Origin of the sequence: Geobacter sp. (assembly GCF_027327745.1) — a bacterium.
In the GTDB taxonomy this organism is placed as follows: Bacteria; Desulfobacterota; Desulfuromonadia; order Geobacterales; family Geobacteraceae; genus Geobacter.
This window is the reverse complement of record NZ_DAHVYG010000003.1, coordinates 1-23,851: the sequence shown is the minus strand read 5'-3', so window position 1 is coordinate 23,851 and position 23,851 is coordinate 1. Positions and strand designations below refer to the sequence as shown.

General features: G+C 63.7%; 22 protein-coding genes and 1 pseudogene. All 23 read right to left on the bottom strand.

Features of this window, described 5'->3' with window-relative positions; translation table 11 throughout:
* Positions 1-148 precede the first annotated feature (148 nt).
* On the bottom strand, positions 149-1,282 hold the full coding sequence (locus M6689_RS00745; RefSeq protein WP_298266679.1) for a response regulator: 1,134 nt from the start codon (positions 1,280-1,282) through the stop codon (positions 149-151).
* Between the two features lie 434 nt (positions 1,283-1,716).
* On the bottom strand, positions 1,717-2,148 hold the full coding sequence (locus M6689_RS00740; RefSeq protein ID WP_298266677.1) for a response regulator: 432 nt from the start codon (positions 2,146-2,148) through the stop codon (positions 1,717-1,719).
* Positions 2,149-2,291: 143 nt separating this feature from the next.
* Positions 2,292-3,959, bottom strand: coding sequence for a histidine kinase (locus M6689_RS00735; protein ID WP_298266675.1), 1,668 nt, complete (start codon positions 3,957-3,959; stop codon positions 2,292-2,294).
* A gap of 393 nt (positions 3,960-4,352) precedes the next feature.
* Positions 4,353-5,549, bottom strand: coding sequence for a response regulator (locus M6689_RS00730; RefSeq protein ID WP_298266673.1), 1,197 nt, complete (start codon positions 5,547-5,549; stop codon positions 4,353-4,355).
* Entirely contained in the window at positions 5,546-7,627 is a 2,082-nt protein-coding gene (locus M6689_RS00725) for a GAF domain-containing protein (RefSeq protein WP_298266671.1), read from the bottom strand. Before M6689_RS00725 ends, M6689_RS00730 begins: the two co-directional genes overlap by 4 nt.
* A 194-nt stretch (positions 7,628-7,821) precedes the next feature.
* On the bottom strand, positions 7,822-8,910 hold the full coding sequence (locus tag M6689_RS00720) for a GGDEF domain-containing protein (protein ID WP_298266668.1): 1,089 nt from the start codon (positions 8,908-8,910) through the stop codon (positions 7,822-7,824).
* A 105-nt stretch (positions 8,911-9,015) separates the two neighbouring features.
* Complete coding sequence (locus M6689_RS00715; protein ID WP_298266666.1) at positions 9,016-9,669, bottom strand: response regulator transcription factor; 654 nt, start codon at positions 9,667-9,669, stop codon at positions 9,016-9,018.
* Positions 9,670-9,681: 12 nt separating this feature from the next.
* Positions 9,682-10,905, bottom strand: coding sequence for a PAS domain S-box protein (locus M6689_RS00710; RefSeq protein ID WP_298266699.1), 1,224 nt, complete (start codon positions 10,903-10,905; stop codon positions 9,682-9,684).
* 211 nt (positions 10,906-11,116) lie between these two features.
* Positions 11,117-13,219 (bottom strand): chemotaxis protein CheA, encoded by a 2,103-nt coding sequence (locus M6689_RS00705; RefSeq protein ID WP_298266665.1) that lies wholly within the window; start codon positions 13,217-13,219, stop codon positions 11,117-11,119.
* Positions 13,219-13,584, bottom strand: coding sequence for a response regulator (locus M6689_RS00700; RefSeq protein WP_298266663.1), 366 nt, complete (start codon positions 13,582-13,584; stop codon positions 13,219-13,221). Before M6689_RS00700 ends, M6689_RS00705 begins: the two co-directional genes overlap by 1 nt.
* Position 13,585: 1 nt before the next feature.
* Complete coding sequence (locus tag M6689_RS00695) at positions 13,586-13,942, bottom strand: STAS domain-containing protein (RefSeq protein ID WP_298266660.1); 357 nt, start codon at positions 13,940-13,942, stop codon at positions 13,586-13,588.
* Positions 13,943-13,984: 42 nt separating this feature from the next.
* Positions 13,985-15,841: a methyl-accepting chemotaxis protein gene (locus tag M6689_RS00690; RefSeq protein WP_298266658.1), complete on the bottom strand. Its 1,857-nt coding sequence runs from the start codon at positions 15,839-15,841 to the stop codon at positions 13,985-13,987.
* Positions 15,842-15,994: 153 nt separating this feature from the next.
* Positions 15,995-16,390, bottom strand: a complete 396-nt coding sequence (locus M6689_RS00685; RefSeq protein WP_298266657.1) for a response regulator — start codon at positions 16,388-16,390, stop codon at positions 15,995-15,997.
* Between the two features lie 178 nt (positions 16,391-16,568).
* Positions 16,569-17,039, bottom strand: a complete 471-nt coding sequence (locus M6689_RS00680; RefSeq protein ID WP_298266655.1) for a cytochrome P460 family protein — start codon at positions 17,037-17,039, stop codon at positions 16,569-16,571.
* 75 nt (positions 17,040-17,114) lie between these two features.
* Positions 17,115-18,746, bottom strand: coding sequence for an alginate export family protein (locus M6689_RS00675; protein WP_298266653.1), 1,632 nt, complete (start codon positions 18,744-18,746; stop codon positions 17,115-17,117).
* Positions 18,739-19,542 carry an ABC transporter ATP-binding protein gene (locus tag M6689_RS00670; protein WP_298266651.1) on the bottom strand — a complete coding sequence of 268 codons (804 nt, stop codon included), beginning with the start codon at positions 19,540-19,542 and terminating at the stop codon, positions 18,739-18,741. Before M6689_RS00670 ends, M6689_RS00675 begins: the two co-directional genes overlap by 8 nt.
* The gene (gene cbiQ / locus M6689_RS00665) at positions 19,539-20,351 is read right to left on the bottom strand and encodes a cobalt ECF transporter T component CbiQ (protein WP_298266649.1); all 813 of its coding nucleotides are present in this window, start codon (positions 20,349-20,351) and stop codon (positions 19,539-19,541) included. The genes M6689_RS00670 and cbiQ overlap by 4 nt, the downstream gene beginning before the upstream one ends.
* Positions 20,352-20,419: 68 nt before the next feature.
* Entirely contained in the window at positions 20,420-21,481 is a 1,062-nt protein-coding gene (locus M6689_RS00660) for an energy-coupling factor ABC transporter permease (RefSeq protein WP_298266646.1), read from the bottom strand.
* Positions 21,482-21,754: 273 nt separating this feature from the next.
* A pseudogene (locus M6689_RS00655) lies at positions 21,755-22,132 on the bottom strand (FeoB small GTPase domain-containing protein); the annotation flags it as partial.
* The gene (locus M6689_RS00650) at positions 22,129-22,356 is read right to left on the bottom strand and encodes a FeoA family protein (RefSeq protein WP_298266642.1); all 228 of its coding nucleotides are present in this window, start codon (positions 22,354-22,356) and stop codon (positions 22,129-22,131) included. The pseudogene M6689_RS00655 and the gene M6689_RS00650, both read right to left, overlap by 4 nt.
* A gap of 4 nt (positions 22,357-22,360) precedes the next feature.
* Entirely contained in the window at positions 22,361-22,615 is a 255-nt protein-coding gene (locus tag M6689_RS00645; RefSeq protein WP_298266640.1) for a FeoA family protein, read from the bottom strand.
* 197 nt (positions 22,616-22,812) lie between these two features.
* Positions 22,813-23,316 carry a TlpA disulfide reductase family protein gene (locus tag M6689_RS00640; RefSeq protein WP_298266639.1) on the bottom strand — a complete coding sequence of 168 codons (504 nt, stop codon included), beginning with the start codon at positions 23,314-23,316 and terminating at the stop codon, positions 22,813-22,815.
* The coding region (locus M6689_RS00635) for an ABC transporter ATP-binding protein (protein ID WP_298266637.1) at positions 23,313-23,851 on the bottom strand (539 nt) is incomplete at its 5' end. The genes M6689_RS00640 and M6689_RS00635, both read right to left, overlap by 4 nt.

Here is a 23,851-nt window from a genome sequence, read left to right as displayed (position 1 = left end):
GTTTTTTCCAGCAGTTATCTCTCAAAAAAGCAAACGACATTATATTATTGCGAAAACGGGTTAATGATAAAGACAACAAAAAAGGCGAAGATCCCCGAAGGGCTTCGCCTTTTGTCCGCTGCAGGACAGTTGTGTTTTGTCAATGGCCTCAGGGGACCGTGAAATAGAACGTTGCCCCTTTCCCGGGCTCCCCTTCCGCCCAGACCCGCCCCGAGTGCCGAGAGACGATCCGATGGACGGTGGCCAGTCCGATCCCCGTTCCGGGGAATTCGGCAGAGGAATGGAGCCGCTGGAAGGCGCCGAAGAGCTTGCCGGCGAACTCCATATCGAACCCGGCGCCGTCGTCCCTGACGTAGAAGGCCTTCTCACCTGAGCATGGGGCCACCCCCACCTCGATGGTGGCGCTCTCCTTCCGCGAGGTGTACTTCCAGGCGTTGCCGAGGAGATTCTGCAGGACGATCCTCAGCAGCCTGCGATCCGCCCGCGCCGTCATGGCCGGAGAGATCAGAAAGGTCACGTTGCGCCCGGGCTCGTTCTCATACAGTTCACGGACTATGCCGTGGCAGAGCCCCGTCATGTCGATCTCGCGGCAATCCATCTCTCGCCGCGACACGATGGAGAGCTCCAGGAGATCATCGACAAGCTGAGTCATGTGACGGCTCGAGTCGCGGATTTTCCCCACCAGGGCCATCCCCTCCGCTCCCAGCACGTCGCCGAACTGCTCCGCAAGCATCTCGCCGAAGCCGACGATGTGGCGAAGGGGGGCTCGGAGGTCATGGGAAACGGAATAGCCGAACGCCTCCAGCTCCCGGTTCGCCGATTCCAGCTCGAACGTACGCTCCCGGACCCGCTGCTCCAGTTTCCGGTTCAGGTCGTTCAGCTCGGCCATCTGTCGCGCCAGGGCATCCTGCATCCCGAGGTAGCGCTGTCCGACCCCGACCCGCGCCCTCAGCTCATCCATGACGAAGGGCTTGACGATATAGTCGTTTGCCCCCCCGTCAAGCCCCGCCACGACATTCTCCTTCCCCCCCTTGGCGGTGATGAGGATCACGTAAGGGGGCGACGGAACGGAAGATGCCCGGAGCCTCCGGCAGATGTCCATGCCGCTCTGGCCCGGCATCATCCAGTCGAGCAGAGCCATCCGGGGGGCGTCCTCACCCTCCATCAGCCGCCATGCCTCGTCGCCGTCCGAGGCAACGGCCGTCTCGTACCCCCACGTTCGCAGGGCGCTGTCGAGCATGGCGCGGGCGACACCGTCGTCATCGGCAATCAGGATCTTCATGCCACCTCCCACATCACGGCGTAAAACAGAGTCTCGATTAGAACTAGCCAGGCCAGAACTGAACGGTTATTAATACGACAAAACTAACACTTATTCTGACCAATGTAAATCAAACATTTGTTTTACAAAAGAAAAACGCGCCGTGCAGACACGGCGCATCTTCCCGACTTCAGAGCAGGTTTTCGCAGGCTTGTATCCGCGGCCGACTCAGAACCCCTCGAACTCGTCGTCCATCCGGTCGCTTCCCATGTCGAAGGCGAAGCCTTCGCCACCGATCCGCACCTTGCCGCCGTCGCCTCCCTTGTAGCTGACTTGAAGCTCTTGCAATAGTCCCTCTCTCCTGGCAAGGGGAGCTAGGGCGAGCGGCGGTTTTCAGCAAATTAAAAGGGAGTCACGGTTTCCCGTACCCCCTTTCCACCGCCCATGCGGCAGCCTTACCCGGCGCATGCCTTCGGATGCTCAGATATCCCCTCCGCCCCTTTCCGCCCCCGGAGCTCACGGGATTCGGCGATCGCCTCCCGGACCGCCGTTACCATCTCCACTCCCTTCCAGGGTTTGGGGATAATCCTGAAAATGCGCTCGCGATGAACGTGGTCACGGAGCGCCGGAAACTCCGAGTATCCCGACATGATAATCGGCACCGTATCGGTTGAACGCTCCCTGACCAAGCGCACGAGGTCCATGCCGTTCATCACCGGCAGCCGGTAATCGGCCACCAGCACCGAAATCCGCTCCCGTCCGGCGATTTCCAGCGCCTGGGCCCCGTTGTTCGCGAAAAGGATTCGTACCCCCTCTCCCGCGAAGAGGATGCGCAGATAGTCAAGAATGAGGGTTTCATCGTCGACAAAAAGGACGCTCTCGGTCACGGGCACCTCGTGGCAGTTTCGGTCTCAGATTTTACTCCGCTGCAATGTGTTTCATTAATTTATATCGGCAGGAAGCGAGGTGGGGGACATCAGGGTTTTCCTGAAAAGGGGGGAGAGAAATACTTGCCGGATGAGGTTGCGGGTCAGGGAGCGTGCAGTGGAACGCGAATCGTTGTCCGGGTACCTGCTCCCGGTTTCGACGAGATCCGGATCTCGCATCCCAGGTGCCGAAGCCGCTCCCGGATACTGAACAGACCGAAGCTCTTCTTCCCGGCCCCGGGTCGAAGCACATCCTCCACAGCGAACCCCTTGCCGTCATCTTCGACCCACAGCTCCACCGAACCGGGAATTTTCCGGATGCCGACAGCCGCGTTCCGGGCCCCGGCATGTTTGGCGACGTTGACGAGGAGTTCCCGCACTACCTGGTACAGGGTCACCCGCAGCTCTTCCGGCAGGGGCTTGGGCTCTCCATCGTCGAGGAACGTCACCCTGAAGCCGAAACGATCCTGGAAATGCTCTCCCAGCGACTCCAGGGCGGCCTCCAGCCCCACCTCGTAGAGGAGCGGCGGGCTGATCTGGACCGTGAGGGAGCGGACATCCTGGATCGCCTGGTCCAGGATGGTGCCGATATCCCGGATCCGCCCGCGGAGTTCCTGGTCGGGTACCGACTGCACCAGCCCGTTGAGTCCGATCTTGGCAAAGGCGAGGGACTGCCCCACCTGATCGTGGAGCTCGCCGGCGATGCGCCGCCGCTCCCGCTCCGCCGCCAGGGAGAGCTCCGCCGCCAGGGAAGAGAGTTCCTTCTGGTAGGTCCGGAGCTCTTCTTCGGCCTGGCGCCGCGCCTCCAGCTCCCGTCGCAGCCGCTCGTTGGCCTCGCTCAGCTCGTGGGTCCGGGTGAAGACCATGGTTTCCAGCTGCTCCTGGTACCGCCTCAGCTCCTCCTCGATCCGCTTCAGGTCCGTGACGTCGTTCAGCATGACGACGGTGCCGGCGTACCTGTCGCTCACATCGAGCATCCGCTTGAGCTTCACCTGGAAATGCCTGACGCCGGACGCCGTGTCGCGGCTGATCTCGAAGGTGCGTGCGGAATCGTACCGCGACAGATCGGGCATCGCATCGGCAAGCCACGGGATCTTCTCACCCGCCAGCAGCCGGCCGTAGTAACTGGCGCCAGGGGTATCCGAAACCCCGAACAGCGTGGCGGCCGCCTGGTTGAAACTGTCGATGCGCCCCTCGCGGTCGAGGAGGATCACGGGATCCCGCAGGCTCTCGAAGATGGTTACGAACTTGTTCTTCTCGTTGGTGAGGCGCCGGTTTCCCTCCTGGAGCTGCGCCAGCTTGTCTTCTTCGGTCAGTCCGCACCACTGGGTGCAGGTGGCGATCTCGACCCGATCGAAGAACCGCTCGACGATCTCCCGCCCCCGCTCCTTCTCCCCCGGCGGGAGTTCGTGTTCTCCGATAAGATCGTGAAAGCTTCGGCGGTAGCACTTCAGAATGCCGAGAAACATCCCCACCGTCACGCCGCGCTGAAGATGTTCGCGCGCCTTTCCCGCGCAGAACTTCGTCACGGGATCGTCCTGCGGCTCGATGTCGTAGCTGAAGACCGGCTCGTCGAGGATGGTATCCATCACTTCGGCAAGGGTCCGGGCAATCCCGCCAAGGGCAATTTTGCGGGCTGTCACGAGGGTCGGCGCATAGGCGCCATGGCCGATGTCGCGCACATGCCGACGGACGCGGTCGAGAAGCCACGCTTCGCTGCCGAGAAACAGCTGTCTGAGATCCCGAATTTCCTTAGCCGCCAGATTCTTCACTCCATCTCCCGTTGCAGACGGTATCACTTTCAGAATCTTACGTCATGGCGCGGCGTTTCGCAACGCTGGAAAGCGCACTACAAAAGAACGCGCCCCGGAAAGCCGGGGTGCGCATGGCACACCTTCATGCTGCTTTTTCTGCTCATTTCCATTTGCATTCAAGATGACCCAATTGCTCATGGCTCATCTGTTGTCCCTCACCCGGCCTTCGGCCACCATCTCCCACGGGGAGAAGGTTTGACTTTTCCCTCGCCCAGCGGGGGGAAGGGGTGAGGGGAAAAGCAACAACGGGCCAAGGGATCCGGCCTCAGAGGAGAAAGGATGAGCGAGGAATTTTCGGCGTGAGAATGGGCCGGTCGGGGGGGCGTGAAAGAAGCGGGGTATACGGACGACTCAGGAGACGGCGAACCTGGTGGTGAAATAGAAGGTGGAGCCCTCCCCTTCCCGGCTCTCCACCCAGAGGTCGCCGCCGGCATGCTTCACCGACCGGCGCGCCGCGGCGAGGCCGAGGCCGAGGCCGCCGAACCGGCGGGTGAGGGAGCCGTCCGCCTGGGTGAAGTCGTCGAAGATGGCGCCGAGCCGGTCGGACGGGATGCCGACCCCAGTATCGCTCACCACCACCAGCAGCTCCATCTCCCCCTCCCGCACCGCCGAGTGGGCAAAGGTGAGGTCGATCCGCCCCTGGAGCGTGAACTTGACGGCGTTCTCAACGATCGCCTCCAGCGCGCACCCGAAGGCGATGTCGTTCCCTTCCAGCAGATCCGGGATGTTCCGGTCGATGACCCACGAGAAGGCGACCCCCTTCCGTTCCGCCTCCCCCTGGGCCGGGATCAGCAGTTCGCCGAGGCGCTCCCGAAGGGAAAAGCGGCGGAAAACGATCGCTTTGTCGTCGAGGGAGGAAAAGGAAATGAGCCGGTCGATGAGCCGGACCATCTCCTCCGCGGCGCCGGCAGCGATGGCGACATGCTCCTGCTGCTGCGGGGCGAGCCCCGTGCCGAGGAGTTCGAGCATCCCCACCACGCCGTTCATCGGCGTCCGGAGCTCATGGGAGACGTTGGCGAGAAATTCGCTCTTGGCGCGGGAGGCGGCCATGGCCGCGTTGTGGGCGATCGCCAGCTCCTCCGTGGCGGCGCGCAGCTCCGCCGTTTTCCTCAGGACATCCTCCTCCAGCCGCTGCTGGTACGCCCGCTCCAGCTCCAGCCCCCGATTCACCCGGACCGCCTTGTCGAGGGCGTTGGCCACCACGTCGAAATCGAGCGGCTTGAGGAGAAAATCGAACGCGCCGCGCTTGATGGCGAAGATCGCCATGTCGAGATCGCCGTAGCCGGTCATGAGAAGGAACGGGGTTTCGGGACGCAGGCGCCGGGCGGCCTCCAGGAGGTCCAGGCCCGTCACCCCCGGCATCTTGATGTCGGAGAGGATGATGTCGCACAGGGACTCGCCAAGGGCGGCCAGGGCCTCTTCGGAGCAGGAATGGCGCTCCACCCGGTACCCCATGCGCTGCAGGAACGCCGCAACGGTAAAGAGAACATCGAAATCGTCGTCGACTACCATCACTGTCGGCAGGGAACCGTTCCCGACACCATTCATAGATCGAGCACCTCGCGAACTTTCGTAAGTATCTCGGCCGGTCTGACCGGCTTGGCCACCCGGGCGACGGCACTGTCGCTCCGAAGGGGGGACGGGAGCTCGGCCGGCGCCTCCCCCAGGATGATCAGCCGATGGCCGCAAGCCCCCTCTCGGGACCACGACCCGCCGTCGCGCAGAAGCGTGGCGTCGACGAGCATCAGGTCGAAACCCTCTTCCTCCCCGCCGCTGCGCATTCCTTCCTCCCACCTCGGGGATTCGGAAACCCGGTAGCCGAATTCCATCAGCGTGTACCGGACGACCTGGCGGACGAGGGGGTCCGGATCGGCCACCAGGATCCGCTCCGTGCCGGTATGGCGTTGCGGGCTGATGGCGGGGTTTCCCCGTCTCCGGTCAAGGGTGGGAAGATGGAGGGAAAACACCGTGCCGCTCCCGGGCACGCTCTCCGCCAGGACAAACCCGTTGTGGTCCCTGACGATGCCGTAGACCACGGACAGCCCGAGCCCCGCCCCCTGGCCGACCTCCTTGGTGGTGAAAAATGGCTCGAAGATCCGCTCGATATGCTCCGGGGCGATCCCCACCCCCGAGTCGATCACCCTGACGACGGCGAAGCGGCCGGGGCGTGCCTCCCGGTGCCGGATCGCCTCCCTTCTGCCGAGGGTCTCGACCCCGCAGGTGATGGTGAGGAGCCCGCCGCCTGGCATCGCCTGGCAGGCGTTGGTGGTCAGGTTCAGCAGGACCTGCTCCAGCTGGCCGCGGTCACCGAGCACCGGGAGGGGGGCGTTGACGGCGGTGTTCAGCACGATGTCGCTGCCGGCCAGGCGCGATACGATCTGGGAAACTTCGGCGACGACGTCCGTCAGGTCCATCTCCACCAGTTCCCGCGGCCGTTCCCGGCTGAACGCAAGGAGGCTGGCGGTGAGACGGGTCCCCCGGCCGGTGAGATGAGCGATGCGCTCCAAGGCCTCTTCCACCACCTGCGGGTCCGCCTGACGGGCGATGCTGGCGTAGCCGGCAATCCCCGCGAGGATATTGTTAAAATCGTGGGAGACCCCTCCGGCCATCTGGCCGATGAGATCCATCTTCTGGGCGTGGAGGAGCTGATCCCGAAGCCGCGCCTGCTCCTCCTCGGCCCGCTTCCGGGCCACGAACTGCCAGACCCCGTGCATGAAATGGTTCAGGTGCTGGACATCGTGATCGTCATAGGGAAGCGCCTTGTTGGCCACCGCAACGACACAGACGATCCGCTCCCCCTCGAAGAACGGCACGCTCATGAACCGGTCGAGCCGGATATGGCCGTCGGGGAAGCCGCACCGCCCGGGATGGGGAGCGTCGAGATCATTCAGGATCACCGGCCCGCGCCGGTGTATGACCTCGCCGCACAGCCCCGAGTTCTTCAGGGGGAGGGAACCCTTGCGCTCCGTGACGGCGCAGACGGCCATCACCTCGCTCGACCAGGCGTGGCGCGTGAACTGCTCGCTCTCCCCGCCGTAGAGGTAGAGATAGCCATAATGGCTCCCGGTGAGATCGAGTGCCGTCTGGAGGGCGAAATCGAACAGCTTCTCCTCGGGCTCCGCCAGCATGTCGGAGAGCTGCAGGAGTGCCCGAAGCCGAAGACTTTCCAGGTGACGGCGCTTTTCGTTCGCCTTCCGCGCGGTGATGTCGTTGAAGACCAGGGCGAACTGGCCGGGAAAGGGCGAATAGGCGTAAAGGTCGAGGTGCAGGCCGAGTTCCCGCGAAAAGCGCTCCAGGTGGAGCGGCTCCCCGCTGAGGGCCACGGAGCCGAACCGCTCGATCAAGTAGGGGTCGATGTCAGGCCTCGCCTCGGTGATCCTCCTGCCGACGAGCTCCTCGCGCCCAAGGCCCACCAGCCGCTCGTAGGTCCGGTTCACCTCCAGGTAGCGGAGATCGGACGGCGCCCCATCCCCGTCGCAGACCACTTCACCAAGGGCGAAGGCGCTCGGCATCCCGGTGAAAAGGTCCCGGTACCGCTGCTCGCTCCGGGAGAGCTCTCCGTTGGCGGCGTCGAGTTGCTCGGCCATCTGCCGCAGCCGTCGGGCCTTGTGTGAAGATGTCCGCATCTGAAGGGTCGTCCCTTTCTCCATCGGTGACTGCAGGGTGCTCAGAGTGAGGGCGGGCTCCCCGGCCTCACGATTCACATGTGTTTCAATGCTTTTTCAGAATAATGATCCGGAATACTTTATCGGTCCAGGGAAGAATTCCCCGATCAGAGATGATGGCACCATGAGCAGGGGAATCCCCTAAGGATGTGCCATCAAACGTCCTGGCGCTCCAGGTGGGTGCCGCAGACCCGGTTCTTACCGCCGGACTTCGCCCGGTAGAGGGCCCGGTCGGCCTCTTCGACCATCCGGGCGACATCGAGGCCCGTCCGGTCGGAGACAGTGGCGATACCGACGCTGACGGTAGGCCGGATCGTCCCGTCGTCGCAGCCGAGGGGCTCTGCCGCGAGGTTCCTGCGGAAGCGTTCGGCCGTACGCGTGGCCGAGTCCAGCGCAGCCTCCGGGAGGAGGACGGCAAACTCCTCCCCGCCGTAACGGGCGGTGACATCAGCTTTGCGGAAACTGAGCCGCAGCATCTTTGCTACCGAAACCAGGACCGCGTCGCCGGCCCCGTGGCCGAAGGTATCGTTGATCCCCTTGAAGTCGTCCAGGTCGATGAGCAGGAGCGAGAACGGGGAGAGAGTCCGTTTCCGTGCCTCGACCTCCAGCATTGCCTCGAATACCCGGCGGTTGTAGAGACCGGTGAGATGGTCGCGCATGGAAAGGATCCTGAGACGGGCATACTCCCGGGCATTGGCGAGGGAACGCGCAAGCGCGTCGACAATTCCCGCCACGAATTCGTCGGAATATTGACTTCCGTCTCCCCTCGACCGGGAAACGGTGAGCCCTCCCAGACCATTCGAAAAACAATACGTCCTGATATCATTGCCGTTATTGCGCCGGACATTTTTCTCGTCTGCCGGGCCTTCCGCCGAGGCGCCGTTTCCCACTCCGGAGCCGGGACAAAATTCCGACACCGGACCGTCGTCACCGACACCGTACGTTTGGACCCGGCCGGCTTCTCCCTCGTCGAAGGTAAGGGAGCGGACGTTCCATCCCACGACCTCCTGCAGCCAGGAGGAAGCGACCGAGCAGACCTGCTCCGGATCGAGGAGGGCTCCGACGGCGGCGTTGAATTCACCCAGGAGAAGGAGCTCCTCGATGCGACGCTTCATCCCGGCGGGAGAGTCGTCTTTGCCGCAGTGGGGCGACAGCGGTCTGTTGCGTGGAAAACTGGATTTTCTTCTTCCGGCGGATACCGGACCGAGGAACTCCGATACAAGTGACGATTGCAGCATTTCCATTTCCTCCCTGAAATAGATACACCATTACATTTCACGCGGTTTGGCGTTGATTACCGCTGAAAAGCATAATGAATGCCAATCCATCCAGGGAGAGGTAGGGGCGCGTCAGTCGAGGGAGGTGAGCCCCTCGCGGATGGCGTACTTGGTCAGCTCGGCGACGCTCCCCATCTTCAGCTTCTTCATGATCTGCGTCCGCTGGGTCTCGACGGTCTTCACGCTGACCCCGAGCGCAAAGGCGATTTCCTTGGTGTTCTTCCCTTCCGCCACGAGCTGCAGCACTTCCCGTTCGCGGGGGGTGAGCCGGCGGGCTGCGGGGACCGGCTGGGGGCGGCCGTGCCGGCCGAGGAAATCGCTGACGACCACTCCCGCGATGCGGGGGCTGAGGTAATAGCGCCCCGCTGTCACTTCGCGGATCGCCACCACCAGTTCGTCGAAGGCGCAGTCCTTCAGGAGAAAGCCGCAGGCGCCGGCGGCAAGGGCTTCCTCGATGAAACGGCGATCGGAATGCATGGAAAGGGCAAGGACCCGGACGTCGGGAAACTCCTCGACGATGCGGCGGGTCGCCTCGATACCGTTCATCTCCGGCATGGAGAGGTCCATGAGGACCAGGTCTGGAGCGGTGTCACTCACGCACTGAATAGCCTGCCGGCCGGTATCGGCCTCACCGACCACCAGGAGATCATTTTCACGTTCCAGAAGGGACCTGAGCCCCTCCCGCATGATCTTGTGATCATCGACTACCACCACCTTGATGCTCATCCACTCCTCCTTTCACCATGGGGCTGACCCGCAAGACGGAAACGGTCCGTCGTCGGGAAACCTCTCGCGTCCCGTCACCCCTGTCATCTCCACCCCGTCGGACGAGAGGGGGGCGATCACCTCCATCGCCGTCCCCCGGCCGGGGCAGGAGTCGATCCGCAACTCTCCGCCGAGATGGTCGAGGCGGTGGCGGATACTGAAGAGCCCGAAACCGGCCCCGTTATGCGCGCGCGGGCGGGTGGCGGCACGGGCGGCGTCGAAACCGATGCCGTCATCCTCCACACGGACGACGATGCGGCCGGCACCCTTGCGCAGGACGATGCCCGCATGACTCGCCCGGGCGTGCTTTGCGACGTTCACCAGCAGCTCGCGCACCACCTGAAAGACGGTCACCTTCATCTCCTCGGCAAGGGGCTTGGGGACGCCGTCGTCGCGGAACGAAACCGCCAGGCCGTACTCCTCCCGAAAGCTCTCGGCGAGCCACTCCAGGGCGGCCTCCAACCCCACCTCGTAGAGGAGCGGGGGGCTGATCTGGAAGATCAGGGTGCGGACCTCCCGGATCGACTGTTCGAGGAGGGCCGTCGTTTCGCTGAGCGTTTCGGCACCGTCTGCGTGAACCAGCTGCCGGAGGGAGTCCATCCTGATCTTGGCGAGGGAGAGGATCTGGCCGATCCGGTCGTGAAGATCGGCCGCCAGGCGGCGGCGCTCCCGCTCCTCCGCCAGCGAGAGCTCGGCGGCAAGCTTCCGGAGCTCCTCCTGGTAGCGGGAGAGGAGGTTCTCGGCGGCACTTCGCTCGCTGATATCCACCCCGATGCTCATGGTGCCGGTGATTGCCCCGCTACCATCCTTCAGCACCGTATTGCTCCAGGAGATGAAACGCCGTCCCCCCCCACGGGTCAGGATATCGTTCTGGAAGTGGGGCGGAATGGCTCCCGTTTCCAGGCCGCGGGAGAGAACCCGCCTCACCGTCCCCTGATCGGAGGGGACGAACCGGTCGAACCAGTTGCTCCCTGTCACCTCTTCCCGCGTCCACCCCACGAGCTTCAGGAAGTAGTCGTTGCAGAAGCTGACGGTGCCGCGGGGATCGAGCTGCACGGCGATGAGCTGGACCTGTTCGAGCGTCTTGCGGAAGCGCAGCAACTGCTCCTCCACCTCGGCCCGGCGGGCGATCTCGCGCCTGAGCTGATAGCAGCGGCGCAGGGAGACGATGGCAAACGCAAGTGCCAGGATGGCCATTCCGGTCACGGTGTATCCTCGAACCTCCGTGGGGCACGAAGGAAAATGCCGGCGTCGCGCCCGGCGAATCCTTTTAAAGGTAGCGCATCCGGGCACAGGCTACAACCCCTGGACGGTCATTTCATAAAATAATACCAATCATATCCGACCAGAAACAAGGCCGCCGGAACAGGGGATCGCGGCGGCCCGGACACTCACATTTGCGGGAATGCTACCGCACCGCCTGCTCCAGCTCCACCTCGCGGACCAGGTGGGGGATGTCGAGGATGAGGGCGACGGAGCCATCGCCGAGGATGGTGGCGCCGGAGAGTCCCTTCACGTCCTTGTACATCTTTCCCAGCGACTTGATCACCGTCTGGTGCTCGCCGATCACGTGATCGACCACGAAGCCGACCCGTCCCCCCCCCACCTGGGTGATGACGATCTGCTCGATCTCCGGCGCCTCTCCCTTCACCATGAACCGCTCCCGCAGCGGCACGTAAGGGACGATCTGGTCCCGGACGTTGGCCAGGTTCCGGCCGTGGGCGTTCTTCACATCCTCCCGGGTCAGCTCCACGCACTCCTCCACGATGGAGAGGGGAAGAACGAAGCAGTCGTCGCCGATCTTCACCAGGAGGCTCTCGATGATGGCAAGGGTCAGGGGGAGCTTGATGGTGATGGTGGTACCCTTTCCCCGCTCGCTGGTGAGGTCGATGGTGCCGCGCAGGGCGTCGATCGCCTTCTTCACCACGTCCATCCCGACGCCGCGCCCCGAGACGCTGGTGACGGTCCTGGCGGTGGAGAAGCCGGGGGCAAAGATCAGGTTGTAGATCTCCTTGTCGGAGAGTTCGGCGGTGGCCGGGATGATCCCCCGCTCGATCCCCTTGGCCCGGATCGCCTCCCGGTCGAGGCCGGCGCCGTCGTCGGTGATGGTGATGAGGACGCTGTCCCCCGAGTGGACCGCGGCGAGATGGACCGTCCCCTGCCGCGGTTTGCCGGCGGCGAGGCGCCGGTCGGGCTGCTCGATCCCGTGGTCGATGGAATTGCGGATGAGATGGACCAGGGGGTCGTTCAGCTTCTCGATCACCGTCTTGTCGAGCTCGGTCTCGGCGCCGTCGGTGGTCATCTCGATATCCTTGCCGAGTTCCACCGAAAGGTCGCGCACCAGCCGCTTGAACTTGCTGAAGGTAGTGCCGATGGGGAGCATCCGGATGTTGAGGGCGGTGTCGCGCAGCTCGTTGGTGAGCCGTTCCACCTCCTCGGCGATTGAGACCAGGAGTGCGTCGCCCCGGCCCGTGGCGGTCTGGGAGAGCCGCGCCTGGACCGTGACCAGCTCCCCCACCAGGTTCACCAGAAGGTCGAGCTTCTCCGCCGGCACCCGGATGCTGGAGGCGCTCTCCTGGGCCTGGCGCTCCTTGCGGACCTCCTTCACATGCTGCTGCTCCACCAGGGCCGACTCCACTTTTTCGGGGTGGACAATCCCCTGCTCCACCAGGAGCTCGCCGAAGCGCTTCTGTTTCGCGAGGATCGCCTCCATATCCTGGCGGGTCAGGTCCCCCCGCTCCGCGAGGATGATCCCGAGCTTCTTGTAGTCGGCGTCGGTGTCGAGGATGCCGCCGTCGTCGATCACGTCGATCTTCAGCTCGCAGTCGTCCTCGATGAAGATGAAGACGTCTTTGATGGCGTCGATCCCCCGTCCCGTGGTGAGGATCACGTCCCAGTAGACGTGGCATGATTCCGGATTCAGCTCCTCCAGCTCCGGCACGTTCGCCAGCTGGGCCACCGCGCGGCACTCGCCGAGCTGACGGAGCTCCGCCAGGAGCAGGAGCGGGTTGGTGCCGTTGACAGTCACCTCCGGCACCGGCCTGAAGCGGATGCGGTAGGTGACCGCCCCCCCGGCGGCCTGCTCGCCGTCGGTCGCCGTAACCTGCTTCGCGGGGAGCGGGTCGCCGATCTCCGGGGGGGGGACGAGCCGCTTGAGCCCGGCGATCACCGCTGCGGCCTCGCGCCCCTCCACCACATCTCCCCCCTCGGAGGCGTCGAGCATCCCCTTGATCAGGTCCCGGGCCCGGAGCGTCAGGTTCACCAGGTCGCGGGTCACGGTCATCTTCCCGTTGCGGACCAGGTCGAAGACCGTCTCCACCTCGTGGGTGAAGGTGGCGATATCCTCGAAGCCGAACATCGCCCCCGACCCCTTGATGGTGTGCATCGCCCGGAAGACCCGGCCGATCAGCTCCATATCCTCCGGCGTCTCCTCCAGCTCCAGGAGCGAACTCTCCAGCTCCGCCAGGAGTTCGTACGCCTCTTCCCGGTACGCCTGGCGGTGGGCGTCCATCAGCCGAGCACCTTCTTGACCACCGCCACCAGCTGCTCGGGCTTGAACGGTTTCACGATCCAGCCGGTAGCGCCGGCGGCCTTTCCTTCGGCCTTCTTCCCGTCCTGGCTCTCGGTGGTGAGCATGATGATGGGGGTGAAGCGGTACGAGGGGTTGGCCCGCACCCCCCTGATGAGGCCGATGCCGTCCAGGTTCGGCATGTTCAGGTCGGTGATCACCATGTCGACCCTGGTGCCGGCAAGCTTGGCCAGGGCGTCCTTGCCGTCCACCGCCTCCACCACGTCGTAGCCGTTCTGCTTGAGGGTAAAGGCGACCATCTGGCGCACGCTGGCCGAGTCGTCAACGGTCATGATCATCTTTGCCATATCAAATATTCCCTCCCGTCCAGATACAGGTTTTTCCCACGTCCCGGGCACAGCCGACGTGCCGCGTGAAACCGGCGAGCCCCGCCGCCTCGGCAAAGGCGCTCCCTTCCCCCGTCAACCGGAACCCCTTGCCACGGGCGCACGAGGTGCGATGGGCCGCGCAGAGGAGCTGCAACCCGGTGATATCCACCGCATCCAGGTTCTCCACGTCGACCACCACCGACGCCGCCCGGTCGAAGGCGTCGAGCAGCGCCTGGCGGAACTCCCCGGCCCAGGGGATGGTGAGTTCCCCCGACAGCTGCAGGACGAGGGTCCCCTCCCCCCCCTCTTCGCGCCGGATTATGGTCAGTCCGTCCATTGTTTCTCCCGTACCGAGCAGCCAGTGGCCGGCCTCTCGCCGTTAAAACAGCTCCACATTATCCCCGAGTCCGGCGGCGGCCGCCGCCGGCACGAAGGCCTGGGCGCCACCGGCGGCCCCGCCGAAGACCGAGGCATGGACCTTCCGTTCGCTGTGCATGGTGTAGCGCTCGGCCAGCTCCCGGAGCCGCGCCTCGCGCTCCGGGGAGGTCGACGCCGGCGCCACCCGCCTGATCTCCCGGACCAGGTCGCACAGCTCCCCCATCACCTCTCCGACGATGCGGTTCGTCGCATTGTGGACGGAAACCCCGCCGGTGGCGGCTTCGATGTCGACCGAAAGCCCCTGCACCTCGCCGTCCATCCGGCCGAGGAGCTCCAGGAGCGTTTCGTTCATGCCGCGGACGGTGCCGAGCAGACCTTTGAGCTCGCCGATGAGTCCCTCGATCTCTGCGGCGAGTGCGTGGGACTCCCGGTCCCCTTCGTGGCAGAGACTTTCGGTCACGGCGGTCACCTTCCGGAGCATCTCCGAAACGGCGCCGGTGCGGGAACGGGCCTCCACGGAAAGGTGCTGGATCGCCTCGGCGAGGACCCCGAGGGCCGCCCCCCCTTCCCCCGTATTGGCCGCCTTCACCTGGGAATTGAGGGCGATCAGCTCGATCTCCGAACCGATCTCCTCGATGTCGGTAACGAAGGTGGCGATGTCCCCCACCGATGACACCACCGCGGCCATGGCCCCGGCCAGCTCCCGGTTCGCCCGGGCGCTCTCGGAGAGGACCTCCGCCACCTGCACCATCCCGCTTTCCATGTCGGCAAAGAGCGAGCTCCCCGCCTGATCGGCGGAACCGGCCATGACCCGGGTCTCGTCCGACATCAGGGTCTCCTTCCGGGCAATGTCGCGCAGATTCTCCACCACCCGCGCCACCGCCGCCACCAGCTCCTCGCGGGCATGGTCGAGCTGGGCCTCCTGGAGCTCGCAGACGTCGGCCACCTCGCCGGCCGCCAGGTCGGGGGCGACGGCGGAAGCGGCCAGAAGCCCCCGCATGTCGTCGAGGGCCTCCTTCACGTGCTCAATCTGCTGACGGGTGATGTCGTGGAACTGGAGCGAGGTGACGACCGTGGCGATGCTGGCGGCAATCTCCGACGAGCAGGCGGCAACCGACCCGGCGGCGGCGGAGCAGCGGCCATGGACCGTCGTGAGGGTGGCAAGGCTCTCTCGGGTCCGGTCGAGGATCAGGCGGGCGTTGCTCCGCTGCTCCGCCTCCAGGGCGGTGACCCGGGCGAGGGTGGCTTCGATCATGGCGGCGAGGGAACCCTTCTCCCGCAGGATGTCGGCCGATTTCTCCCTGATCGATATCGACAGCCGCTCCACGTCGTCGGCCAGGGTATTGAAGCCGGCCGCTCCTTCGCCGAGACGGGCGCTCTCGATCTTTACCGCCGTGCTCAGCATGTGGAGGTTCTTGATGATCTTCTTGAACCCGTCGAGGGGCTCGTCCACGTGGGAGACGAGATCGAGGATGCGCGTCAGGGTCGCGGTGCTCTGCTCGCTCTCCTGCTCGGCATGGGCGAGGTAGCCGGCGATCCGGTCGAGAATCTCCCGGAGGGCGGCCATGTCGCGGGAGATATCCTCCCCCATGATCCGTTCGGCCACATCCTGACTCATCCGCTCCACCGCGCCGGCCCGGGCGTAAAAATCGTGGAGCCGGGCGCCGATGGCGAGAAACTCATCCTCGGTGGATCCGTTCAGGGCCACCAGCCGCTCCCCAAAGGCCCCAAGACGGTCGCTCCAGCCGTTGAAGCGCATCGCAAGGGGATCTCCGGAAAGGACCTCAAAGGCCTCGCTGCCGGCCGGAATCTTCGGTTCCGCCTTCCGCCTGAACATGCTCAGAAATGAATGGGACACTGACACCTCTCTCCTATGTCCGGCCCCTCTGCCCGAACACCTGTTTGCTCAACCAGTATCTCTAATCGTCGTAGTCTGCATAACCTTTAAGGAAAAGGGGAGAGGCGGACATCAGGGTTTTCCTGACAAACCGTCTCCGATTCCCGCAACGGATCAGAGCAGCCCGTGGCCCCTGATCTCTTTCATGAGCTTCTGCCGGGTGATCGGTTTCACAAGGTACGAGGTGGCCCCGCCGCGATAGAAGGCCTCCACCACGTTTTTCGGGTCGTCGAGGGCGGTGGTCATGATCACCTTCACCTCGTCGGCGGCGCCAATCCCCAGCTCTTTCTCGTACTCCCTGATCTGTGCCAGGGCCTCGTGGCCGTCCATGTTCGGCATCATGATATCCATGCAGATCAGGTCATAGGGGTGCCGTTCGTCGTGGGCGAGCCGGAAGGCCTGGACCGCCTCGGAACCGTCGATGGCGATGTCGGTCTCCCCCAGAGGGATCAGGAGCTCCTTCATGATCTTCCGGGATATGAAATCATCCTCCACGATCAGCGTCTTCATCCGTTTCCCCCCTTCGGTTCCGTTCGTCAGACATTCGTGCCGGCAGGTGCCGTCCACTATTTCTTGTTATCGGCTGCCGGTGAGAACTATTTAGAAAAAATTGGCCAAAGAAAGGAAGGTACAAAAAAAGCGCCCTGGTTTCCCGTGGCGCTTTTCCGTTTCCCTTGGCAAAGGTCCGTTACTTGAAGTCGGCATACCTGGAGATGACCAGGTCGGTCGTCTTCGCCTCCTTCAGATGGCACTCGAAGCAGTTCTTGACCGGATCGATGCCGGAGGGCTTCCCCTCGGGGGTGAAGCCGGCGAAGAGCCAGCCGCCGGTGGCGGTCTGCTTCCTGTCCTTTTTCATGAGGACTACCATGCTCTTCTTCCCCCTGACCGGTTTCCCCCCCTCATCCCTGATGGAGTAGTTCACCACGACGAAGCGGGCCCCTTCAGGGTACTTGCCGCCGGCCCGGTAGGCGGGCAGCGCCTTCCTGTCCACGTAGATGTGATGGATGCCGTAGAAGAGCGAGCTTTTGTCGCTGATCACCTTTTCCCTGCTCTTCTCCCACCGCTCGTAGTCCTTCGGCAGCGAGGCCTTGCCTGCCGCGGAGGCGACGGCGGCGACCGCAAGAAGGACAGCGGCCGCTGCGGATGCGATGCGCTTCATGACATTTCCCCTTTCATTTGCAAAGCTCGAAAGCGTACAGGGTAGCGAAAATCTCACCCCGTGTCACGGGAAAGGTTACTTCTGCCGGGCCGCGAGTTTCGGCTTCTGGTGCGAAAGGTCGAACTGGAGCATCAGGTAGCCGTAATGGATATCCCGGCCGTTTCCCGTGGCGTTGCGGAAGAATCCGCCGGTGAAGAAGCGGTCGTAGCCGGCGATGACCGAGAGGTTGTCGCTCACCGCGTAGGTGACGGTGAAGTCGGTCTCCAGGCCGAGTCTGCGGCTGAAGCCCCCCTCCACGTAATTGGCGAGGAAATAGCGCCCCGTGGCGGAGAAGGTGAGATCCTTCGCCAGATCGATGCCCCACCCGAGGGTGTAGATCTGGAGGCCGCTGGCGCGGTGCTCCGTGCCGGCGCCGTCGGTGAGGGTGAGCCCCGAGAGGTCGCCTATGACGCTCATGTCACCGGTGAGGGAGGTATCGTTCGCCTGGTTCAGGAACTCCCTCCGGGCGCTCCCGCCGGTGGCGGCGTCGCGGCTCCCGGAGCCGTAGGCGGCGCCGGCGATGAAATGGTTGGTCACCCCTGCGATCACGGCATCGGCGTAAAGCTCCCCGTGCCCTCCCCAGGCGCCGATGCTTTCAGTGGCGTCCACCCCGTTGAAGAGCCGCCCCGATTGCCAGACCGGCTCAACTTCGATGCGCACCTGGCCGAGCGTTGCCACTCCCCGCAGGCCGAAGCTGTTGCGGTGCTCGCCGGCGTGGCGGTCGACGGAGCCGGTATCGCGGAAGGCGTAGGCGTCGAGGGAGGTCCCCTCGTCAAAGGTCCAGGTGGCGTACCCTCCGGCCAGGCTCCCCTTGAGGCCGCCGGACCACGGCGTGGCGTACCACCCGCCGAAGAGATCGACCGTCAAAGGCTTCACCGGAGAGAGCCGCAGCCGCAGGGCATCGTAGCTGAGCCCCTTGTAGAAGGTGTCGCTCCCCAGCATGAAGGCGCTGCCGTAGACAAGCTCCTGGCGGCCGGCCTTGAGGGAATACCCCTCCACCTTCGGGCACCTGACTTCGGCAAATCCCTGGTAGAGGGAGACCTTCCCCTCGTACTGGCTCCCGCCGGTGAAGCCGTACCCCTGCCCTTCGGCGTGGATATCGAGCCAGTCGGTCGGGTGCCAGTAGAGGTACGGCTTCACGCGGTAGAGGAAGCGCCCCTCGGCGTGGTTCGGGGCGTAGCCGAAATCCGGGAGCCGGAAGTTGCCGACACCCTCGCCCCGCAGGAAGCCGTTCACCCCCGCCTTGTACTCGAAGGGGGGCTCCTCGGGCCTGGCGAGGATCGCCTCGATCGCCTCCCGCCGCGTCAGGTACCCTTCGAACTTTGCCAGTTCGTCCTTCAGCGCCTCGTGCAGAGCGGCGATCCGGTCCAGGTCCTCCCTGCTCACCGCATCCTTCCCTTCTATGTCGCACTTCTTGACGACCTTCTCCATCACGTAGAGAAGATATTTCGCCAGCTCCGTTTTAGAGATGGGTTTCCCTTCAACCTCGACCGTCTCCGGAAGCTTCTTTTCCGCGTCATATTTTCTGGCCAGTTCCGCCACCTGCTTGCAGGACCAGTGGCTCATGGTCACCTGCTCGGGAATCTGCTCCCCATCGTCGGCGGCAAAGGCGGGATTCCAGCCCAGGGTGCAAATGACCAGGGAGAGTAAAAACAAAACCCTATTCATCCATGGCTTCCTTTCTCTTCCGGGTAATATCTTCTGACTGCCGGGCCGTATTTCCGCAGACCGGGCACCCCTGCATCGACAGCGGCCTCTCCAGCCGGCAGGCGGCCAGAAGCTCCTCGTTGCGGAAGATCTCCCGGGCCGGGCCGTCCGCCACCACCACCCCCTCGCGCAGGACGATGACCCGCTCGCAGAGCTCCAGCACCATGTCGAGGTCGTGGCTCGTAAAGATCCGGGTGTGCCGGAACTCCTTCAGGAGGCCGATGAGCTGGCGCCGGGCGAAGGGATCGAGGCCCGTGGTCGGCTCGTCCATGACGAGGATGTCGGGGGACATGGCGAGGACCGTGGCGATGGCGACCCGCTTCTTCTCTCCTCCCGAAAGCCGGTGGGGAGGCTTCTCCCTGAGATGTTCCGCCCCGACCCGCATCAGGGAATCCATGACCCGCCGCTCCACCTCGTGGGGGGGGAGCCCCAGGTTGAGGGGCCCGAAGGCAACGTCGTCGAAGACTGTCGGCATGAAGAGCTGGTCGTCCGGGTCCTGGAACACCATGCCGACCGTCCGCCGCACCTCCGGCAGGGTCTCCCGCGTCAGGGGAAAGTCGCCTATCCTGACCTCGCCTCCCGTGGGGACCAGGTACCCGTTCAGGTGGAGGAGCAGGGTCGATTTCCCCGCTCCGTTGGCGCCGATCACCGCCACCGCCTCGCCGTGATGGATCCGGAAGGAGACCCCGTTGAGGGCGGCGGTGCCGTCCGGGTAGGTATGGCGCAGGTCCTTCACCTCGACGATGTGATGGCTCATCGGAAAACCTCCGTTACTAGCGAACCGAGCAAATCGGGGACGTTCACCAGGCGGCAGAAGACGAAGAAGGCCGACCAGCCGAGGGTGAAGAGAGTCTCGACAACGCCGAACCGAAACGGCCGGCGCACGTGGAACCGGCCGTCGAAACCGCGGGAGAGCATGGCCCGGTGAACCCGCTCGGCTCGCTCCCAGGTACGCAGCAGCAGGTGCCCCACGAGGGGACCGTAGCTCCCCATCCCCTTCCCCCGCTTCCCGAAGGCGCGGAGCTCCCGGGCCCGCGCCGTCCGCGCCCCCTCCTCCGTCAGCACGAAGATGTAGCGGTAGAGAAAGAGGAGTTGCACGGCAAAGGTCTGGGGCATCCCCATCCGCTCCAGCGCGCTGCAGACGGCCGAAAAACCGGTCACCCCCACGAGAGCGAGCGCCGACCCGACGGTAAGAATGGAGCGGACGACGATCGAGGCAAAGGAGATCCAGCCGCCGGTAACGCCGAAAGGCCCGAGATGGACGAGCACCTCCCGGTCGAAGATCGGGTTGAACATCCCGACCACGAGGGCAAAGGGACAGAGAAGGGCGATTTTTCTGACGATATAGCCGGCCGGGAGATCGCCGGCCGCTACCGTGACCACGGGGAAGAGGAAAAAGGGGAACAGGGGGGTCAGCTCATATTTGCCGAAGGAAACCACCGTAATGATGAAGACTAGCGTCGCCAGAACCTTGGCCCGCGGGTCGAGGCGGTGGATCGCCATCTCTCCCGCGGCGAGCCGGTCCAGACGCTTGAAGTCGAGAAGCGCTCCCTCAATGGATGCCATGCCCGGCCCTCGCAAAACGGGGGAGAGTCAAGCTCGCCTCCTCCCCCGTTTGCCGCACTCTCCCCATCTCAGTTTCCGGCCCGCCCGGCCGGCTGCTTCCGCCTTCTCAGGAGAAATCCGCTCAGAAGGGCAAACGCCAGGGTCATCAGTGCGCCGAGCAGGCCGGAGACGCTGGTCCCCAGCCTGCTCTCTTCCACCTTCGTTGTCTCATCCCCGGGCTGCGTCCCTCCATTCTTCGGCGCAACAGGCTTCCTGAACGCGTAATCGGACAGGATAGCGGTCTTATTCTGCAGCGCGGCCAATGCCCCGTGAAGCCCCTGCTCCGGCCCCTTCAGCTCCTCTTTGCCGGTTACCCTGGCAATGGCCCATTCCAGGCCGTCCGGATCTTTCGAGGCGAACCAGGAGACGATCCCTCCCGTCAGGAGAGCGGCGGCGAGAAACGCAATCAGCACCGTGCGCACCAGATGAACGCCGATGGGGCGTGCCTCCAGGGCGCCCTGGAGGATCTCGGGGCGGGCCTTGTGCACGAATGAAACGACGGCGACCGTCACGGCTCCCTCGACAACCCCGATGGCGAGGTGAATCGGCTGCATGAGGAGCAGGAACGTGGAAACCGGCAGGGCGGAAATCCCCGAGAACCACGTCTCCAGCACGACGCTAAGCGGCCCCAGTTGCAAACCGACGACGGCCGAAACCATGATCGCAAGTGTCAGACGCACCGGGCCCGGATGCTTCCCGACTACCCGCTTGTAGAGCAGGGGATAGACGATGAACGCCGGAATGAAGCCCATGTTGAAGATGTTGCAGCCGAGGGCCAGCAGGCCGCCGTCGGCAAAGAAGAGCGCCTGGACGACGAGCACGGAGGCAATGGTCAGAAACGCCGCGGAAGGACCGAGGAGGATGGTCAGGAGAAGCCCTCCCCCCAGATGGCCGCTGGAGCCGGTCCCCGGAATGCTGAAGTTGATCATCTGGACGGCGAAGAGGAAGGCCCCGAGGACCCCCATCAGGGGGACCTTCCTGTCGTCGAGTTCCCGGCGCACCTTCCGCGAACTGAAGGCGATGGTTCCCGCCGAAACGGCCCACATGGTGCCGCCGACTGCCGGGGAGAGCAGCGCATCCGCCATATGCATGGACTTTCCCTTCCTTTCACGAACCGTCAGCGCAGTTTATGTGCCGCTTCCTCCCGGTGTTACCGAATTTAATTTTAGTAACACCGCCTAAATACCGCACGTCGATTCGTGTGTCAAGGGATTATCCCATCCGGCTCACTTCTTTCCGCACCCGCCGGAGCAGCACCCGGAGCAGTGCCCCTTCTTCCAGAGGGAACGGTATTCGATTGTCAGAGAACTTTGTCTACGATGTGCTGGCACATATTTCCGTCCACGATGTAGTGGCACTCAACAGTTACGCTCCAGGTTGGTGGCGTCCACTACGTTGACGACCAGGTCGGGGCGCTCGTGGACCAGGTAGTCCCGGGCGATGATCTCCTCCTGGGTGTAGGGGGAGAGGGAATAGGTGCCGGGAAGGTCGACGAGCCTGATCCTCCTCCCCTGGAATTCGAAGAGGGCCTCCTTCTTCTCCACCGTCACCCCGGCCCAGTTCCCCACCTGGAGCCTCGTCCCGGCGATGGCGTTGATGAGGGTCGACTTCCCCGAGTTGGGGTTGCCGGCCACCGCCACCGTGACGGTCCGCTTCTCCACCGGGCGGAGTGCGCCCTTGCGCCCTTCGCCGCTCTCCTCTCCGACTGCCGCCGCTTCCAGCTTCTTCGCCTGCCCGCTCATCCCGTAACCTCCACGCCGATTCCCTCCGCCTCTTTCTTTCGCAGCGAGAGGTTGTAGTTCTTGATCGTCACCTCGATGGGGTCGCCGAGGGGAGCGACCTTCAGCACCTTCACCTCTTCCCCCACGAGGACCCCCATATCCATCAACCTCCTCTTCAGCGGGCCGATGGCCCCGATGGAGGTTATCCGCCCCCTCTCCCCCGGTTTCAGTTTCGCCAGATTCATCGTCCTACCTCCTCACCATTATTTTCATCGCCATGCCGCGGGCCACCGCGATCCGCGACTCGTCCACCTTCACGAGGACCGGACCGCCGCCGTTTGTCAGCATCTCAACACGCTTGCCGACCCGAAGGCCCATGTCCTCGACCCGCACGTCGCTCTTCTCCCGTTCCTCCCGGCAGTGGCCGGTACAGTGGGTCTTGCGGAGCCTGACTTCAACGATTTCTCCATGTTCGCCGGGGCTCAACAGTCCGAGTGGTATCATGGTCTTCGCACTCCCCTTTTAGATAAATTTGATTAACAATTTCACCCTGAAGTGAATTTGAAAATTGTTATCAACCTTAAATAAGGAAAGGGGGCGCATGTCAAGGAAATTAGCTGACAGGAGGTCTGTTTAACGCACAAAGGCCGCTTCCAAATCAAAAAGTGGCCTTTGTGTCGGCTTAGGATGAACTCTTTTCCTTACAGCAGTTCCTCCACAGTCTTCTTGAAATCCTCCTGCGAAACCTCGCCGACAACAACCTTTCTCGCAATTCCCTTCCTGTCGATGAAAAAGGTTGTCGGCACGGCCCTGACGCCGTATTTTTTCACGGCGATGAGGGCCGGATCGAGAAGGACCGGATAGGAAAGCTTCAACCCCTTGGCAAACGCCTTCACGAGTGGTTTAGAATTCCCCATGTTTACGGCGAGGACCGTCAGCCCTTTATCCCTGTAAACCTTGCTAAAGCTGTCCAGCTTCGGCATGCCGGCGACGCAGGCGCTGCACCCGGTCGCCCAGAACCTCACCACCACCGGCTTTCCCTTGAATTCGGACAACTTCACGGTCCTGTCGCTCAGGTCGAGGACGCTGATTTCAGGGGCGCTCGCCCCGATCTTCCAGGTTCTGTCCTTTTCGCACCCCGCCAATAACGCCATGCAGGCAAAAGCGATGAATGCTGTTGCCAGGGCAAAGGGCGTTCGTTTCATGAGCATACCACCTTCCCGTGCTGCAGCCTCACCACCCTGTCCGAATACTCCGACAACTCCGGGTTGTGGGTCACCAGGATGATGGTCCGCCCCTCGTTATGGAGCTCCTTGAAGAAGTCGAGGGCCACCTCTTCGTTCGCCTCGTCCAGGTTCCCGGTCGGTTCATCGGCCAGGATGATGGCGGGCTGATTGATGAGGGCCCGCGCGATGCAGACCCGCTGCTGCTCACCCCCGGAGAGCTGAGAGGGGAGATGGCCGATCCGGTGGCCGAGCCCAACCCGCTCCAGCACCTCCGCCGCATCGCTCCTGTCGACCATGCTGTGATAATACTGGGCGAGCATCACGTTCTCAAGCGCCGTGAGATAGGGGACCAGGTGGAACTGCTGGAAGACCAGGCCGATCTTCTCCCGCCGCACCACCACCCGCTCCCTTTCGCTCAGGGTGGAGGTATCGACCCCGTCCAGGATGTACTGCCCCTCGGTAGGGGAATCGAGACACGAAAGGAGGTTCAGCATCGTGGTCTTGCCGGAACCGG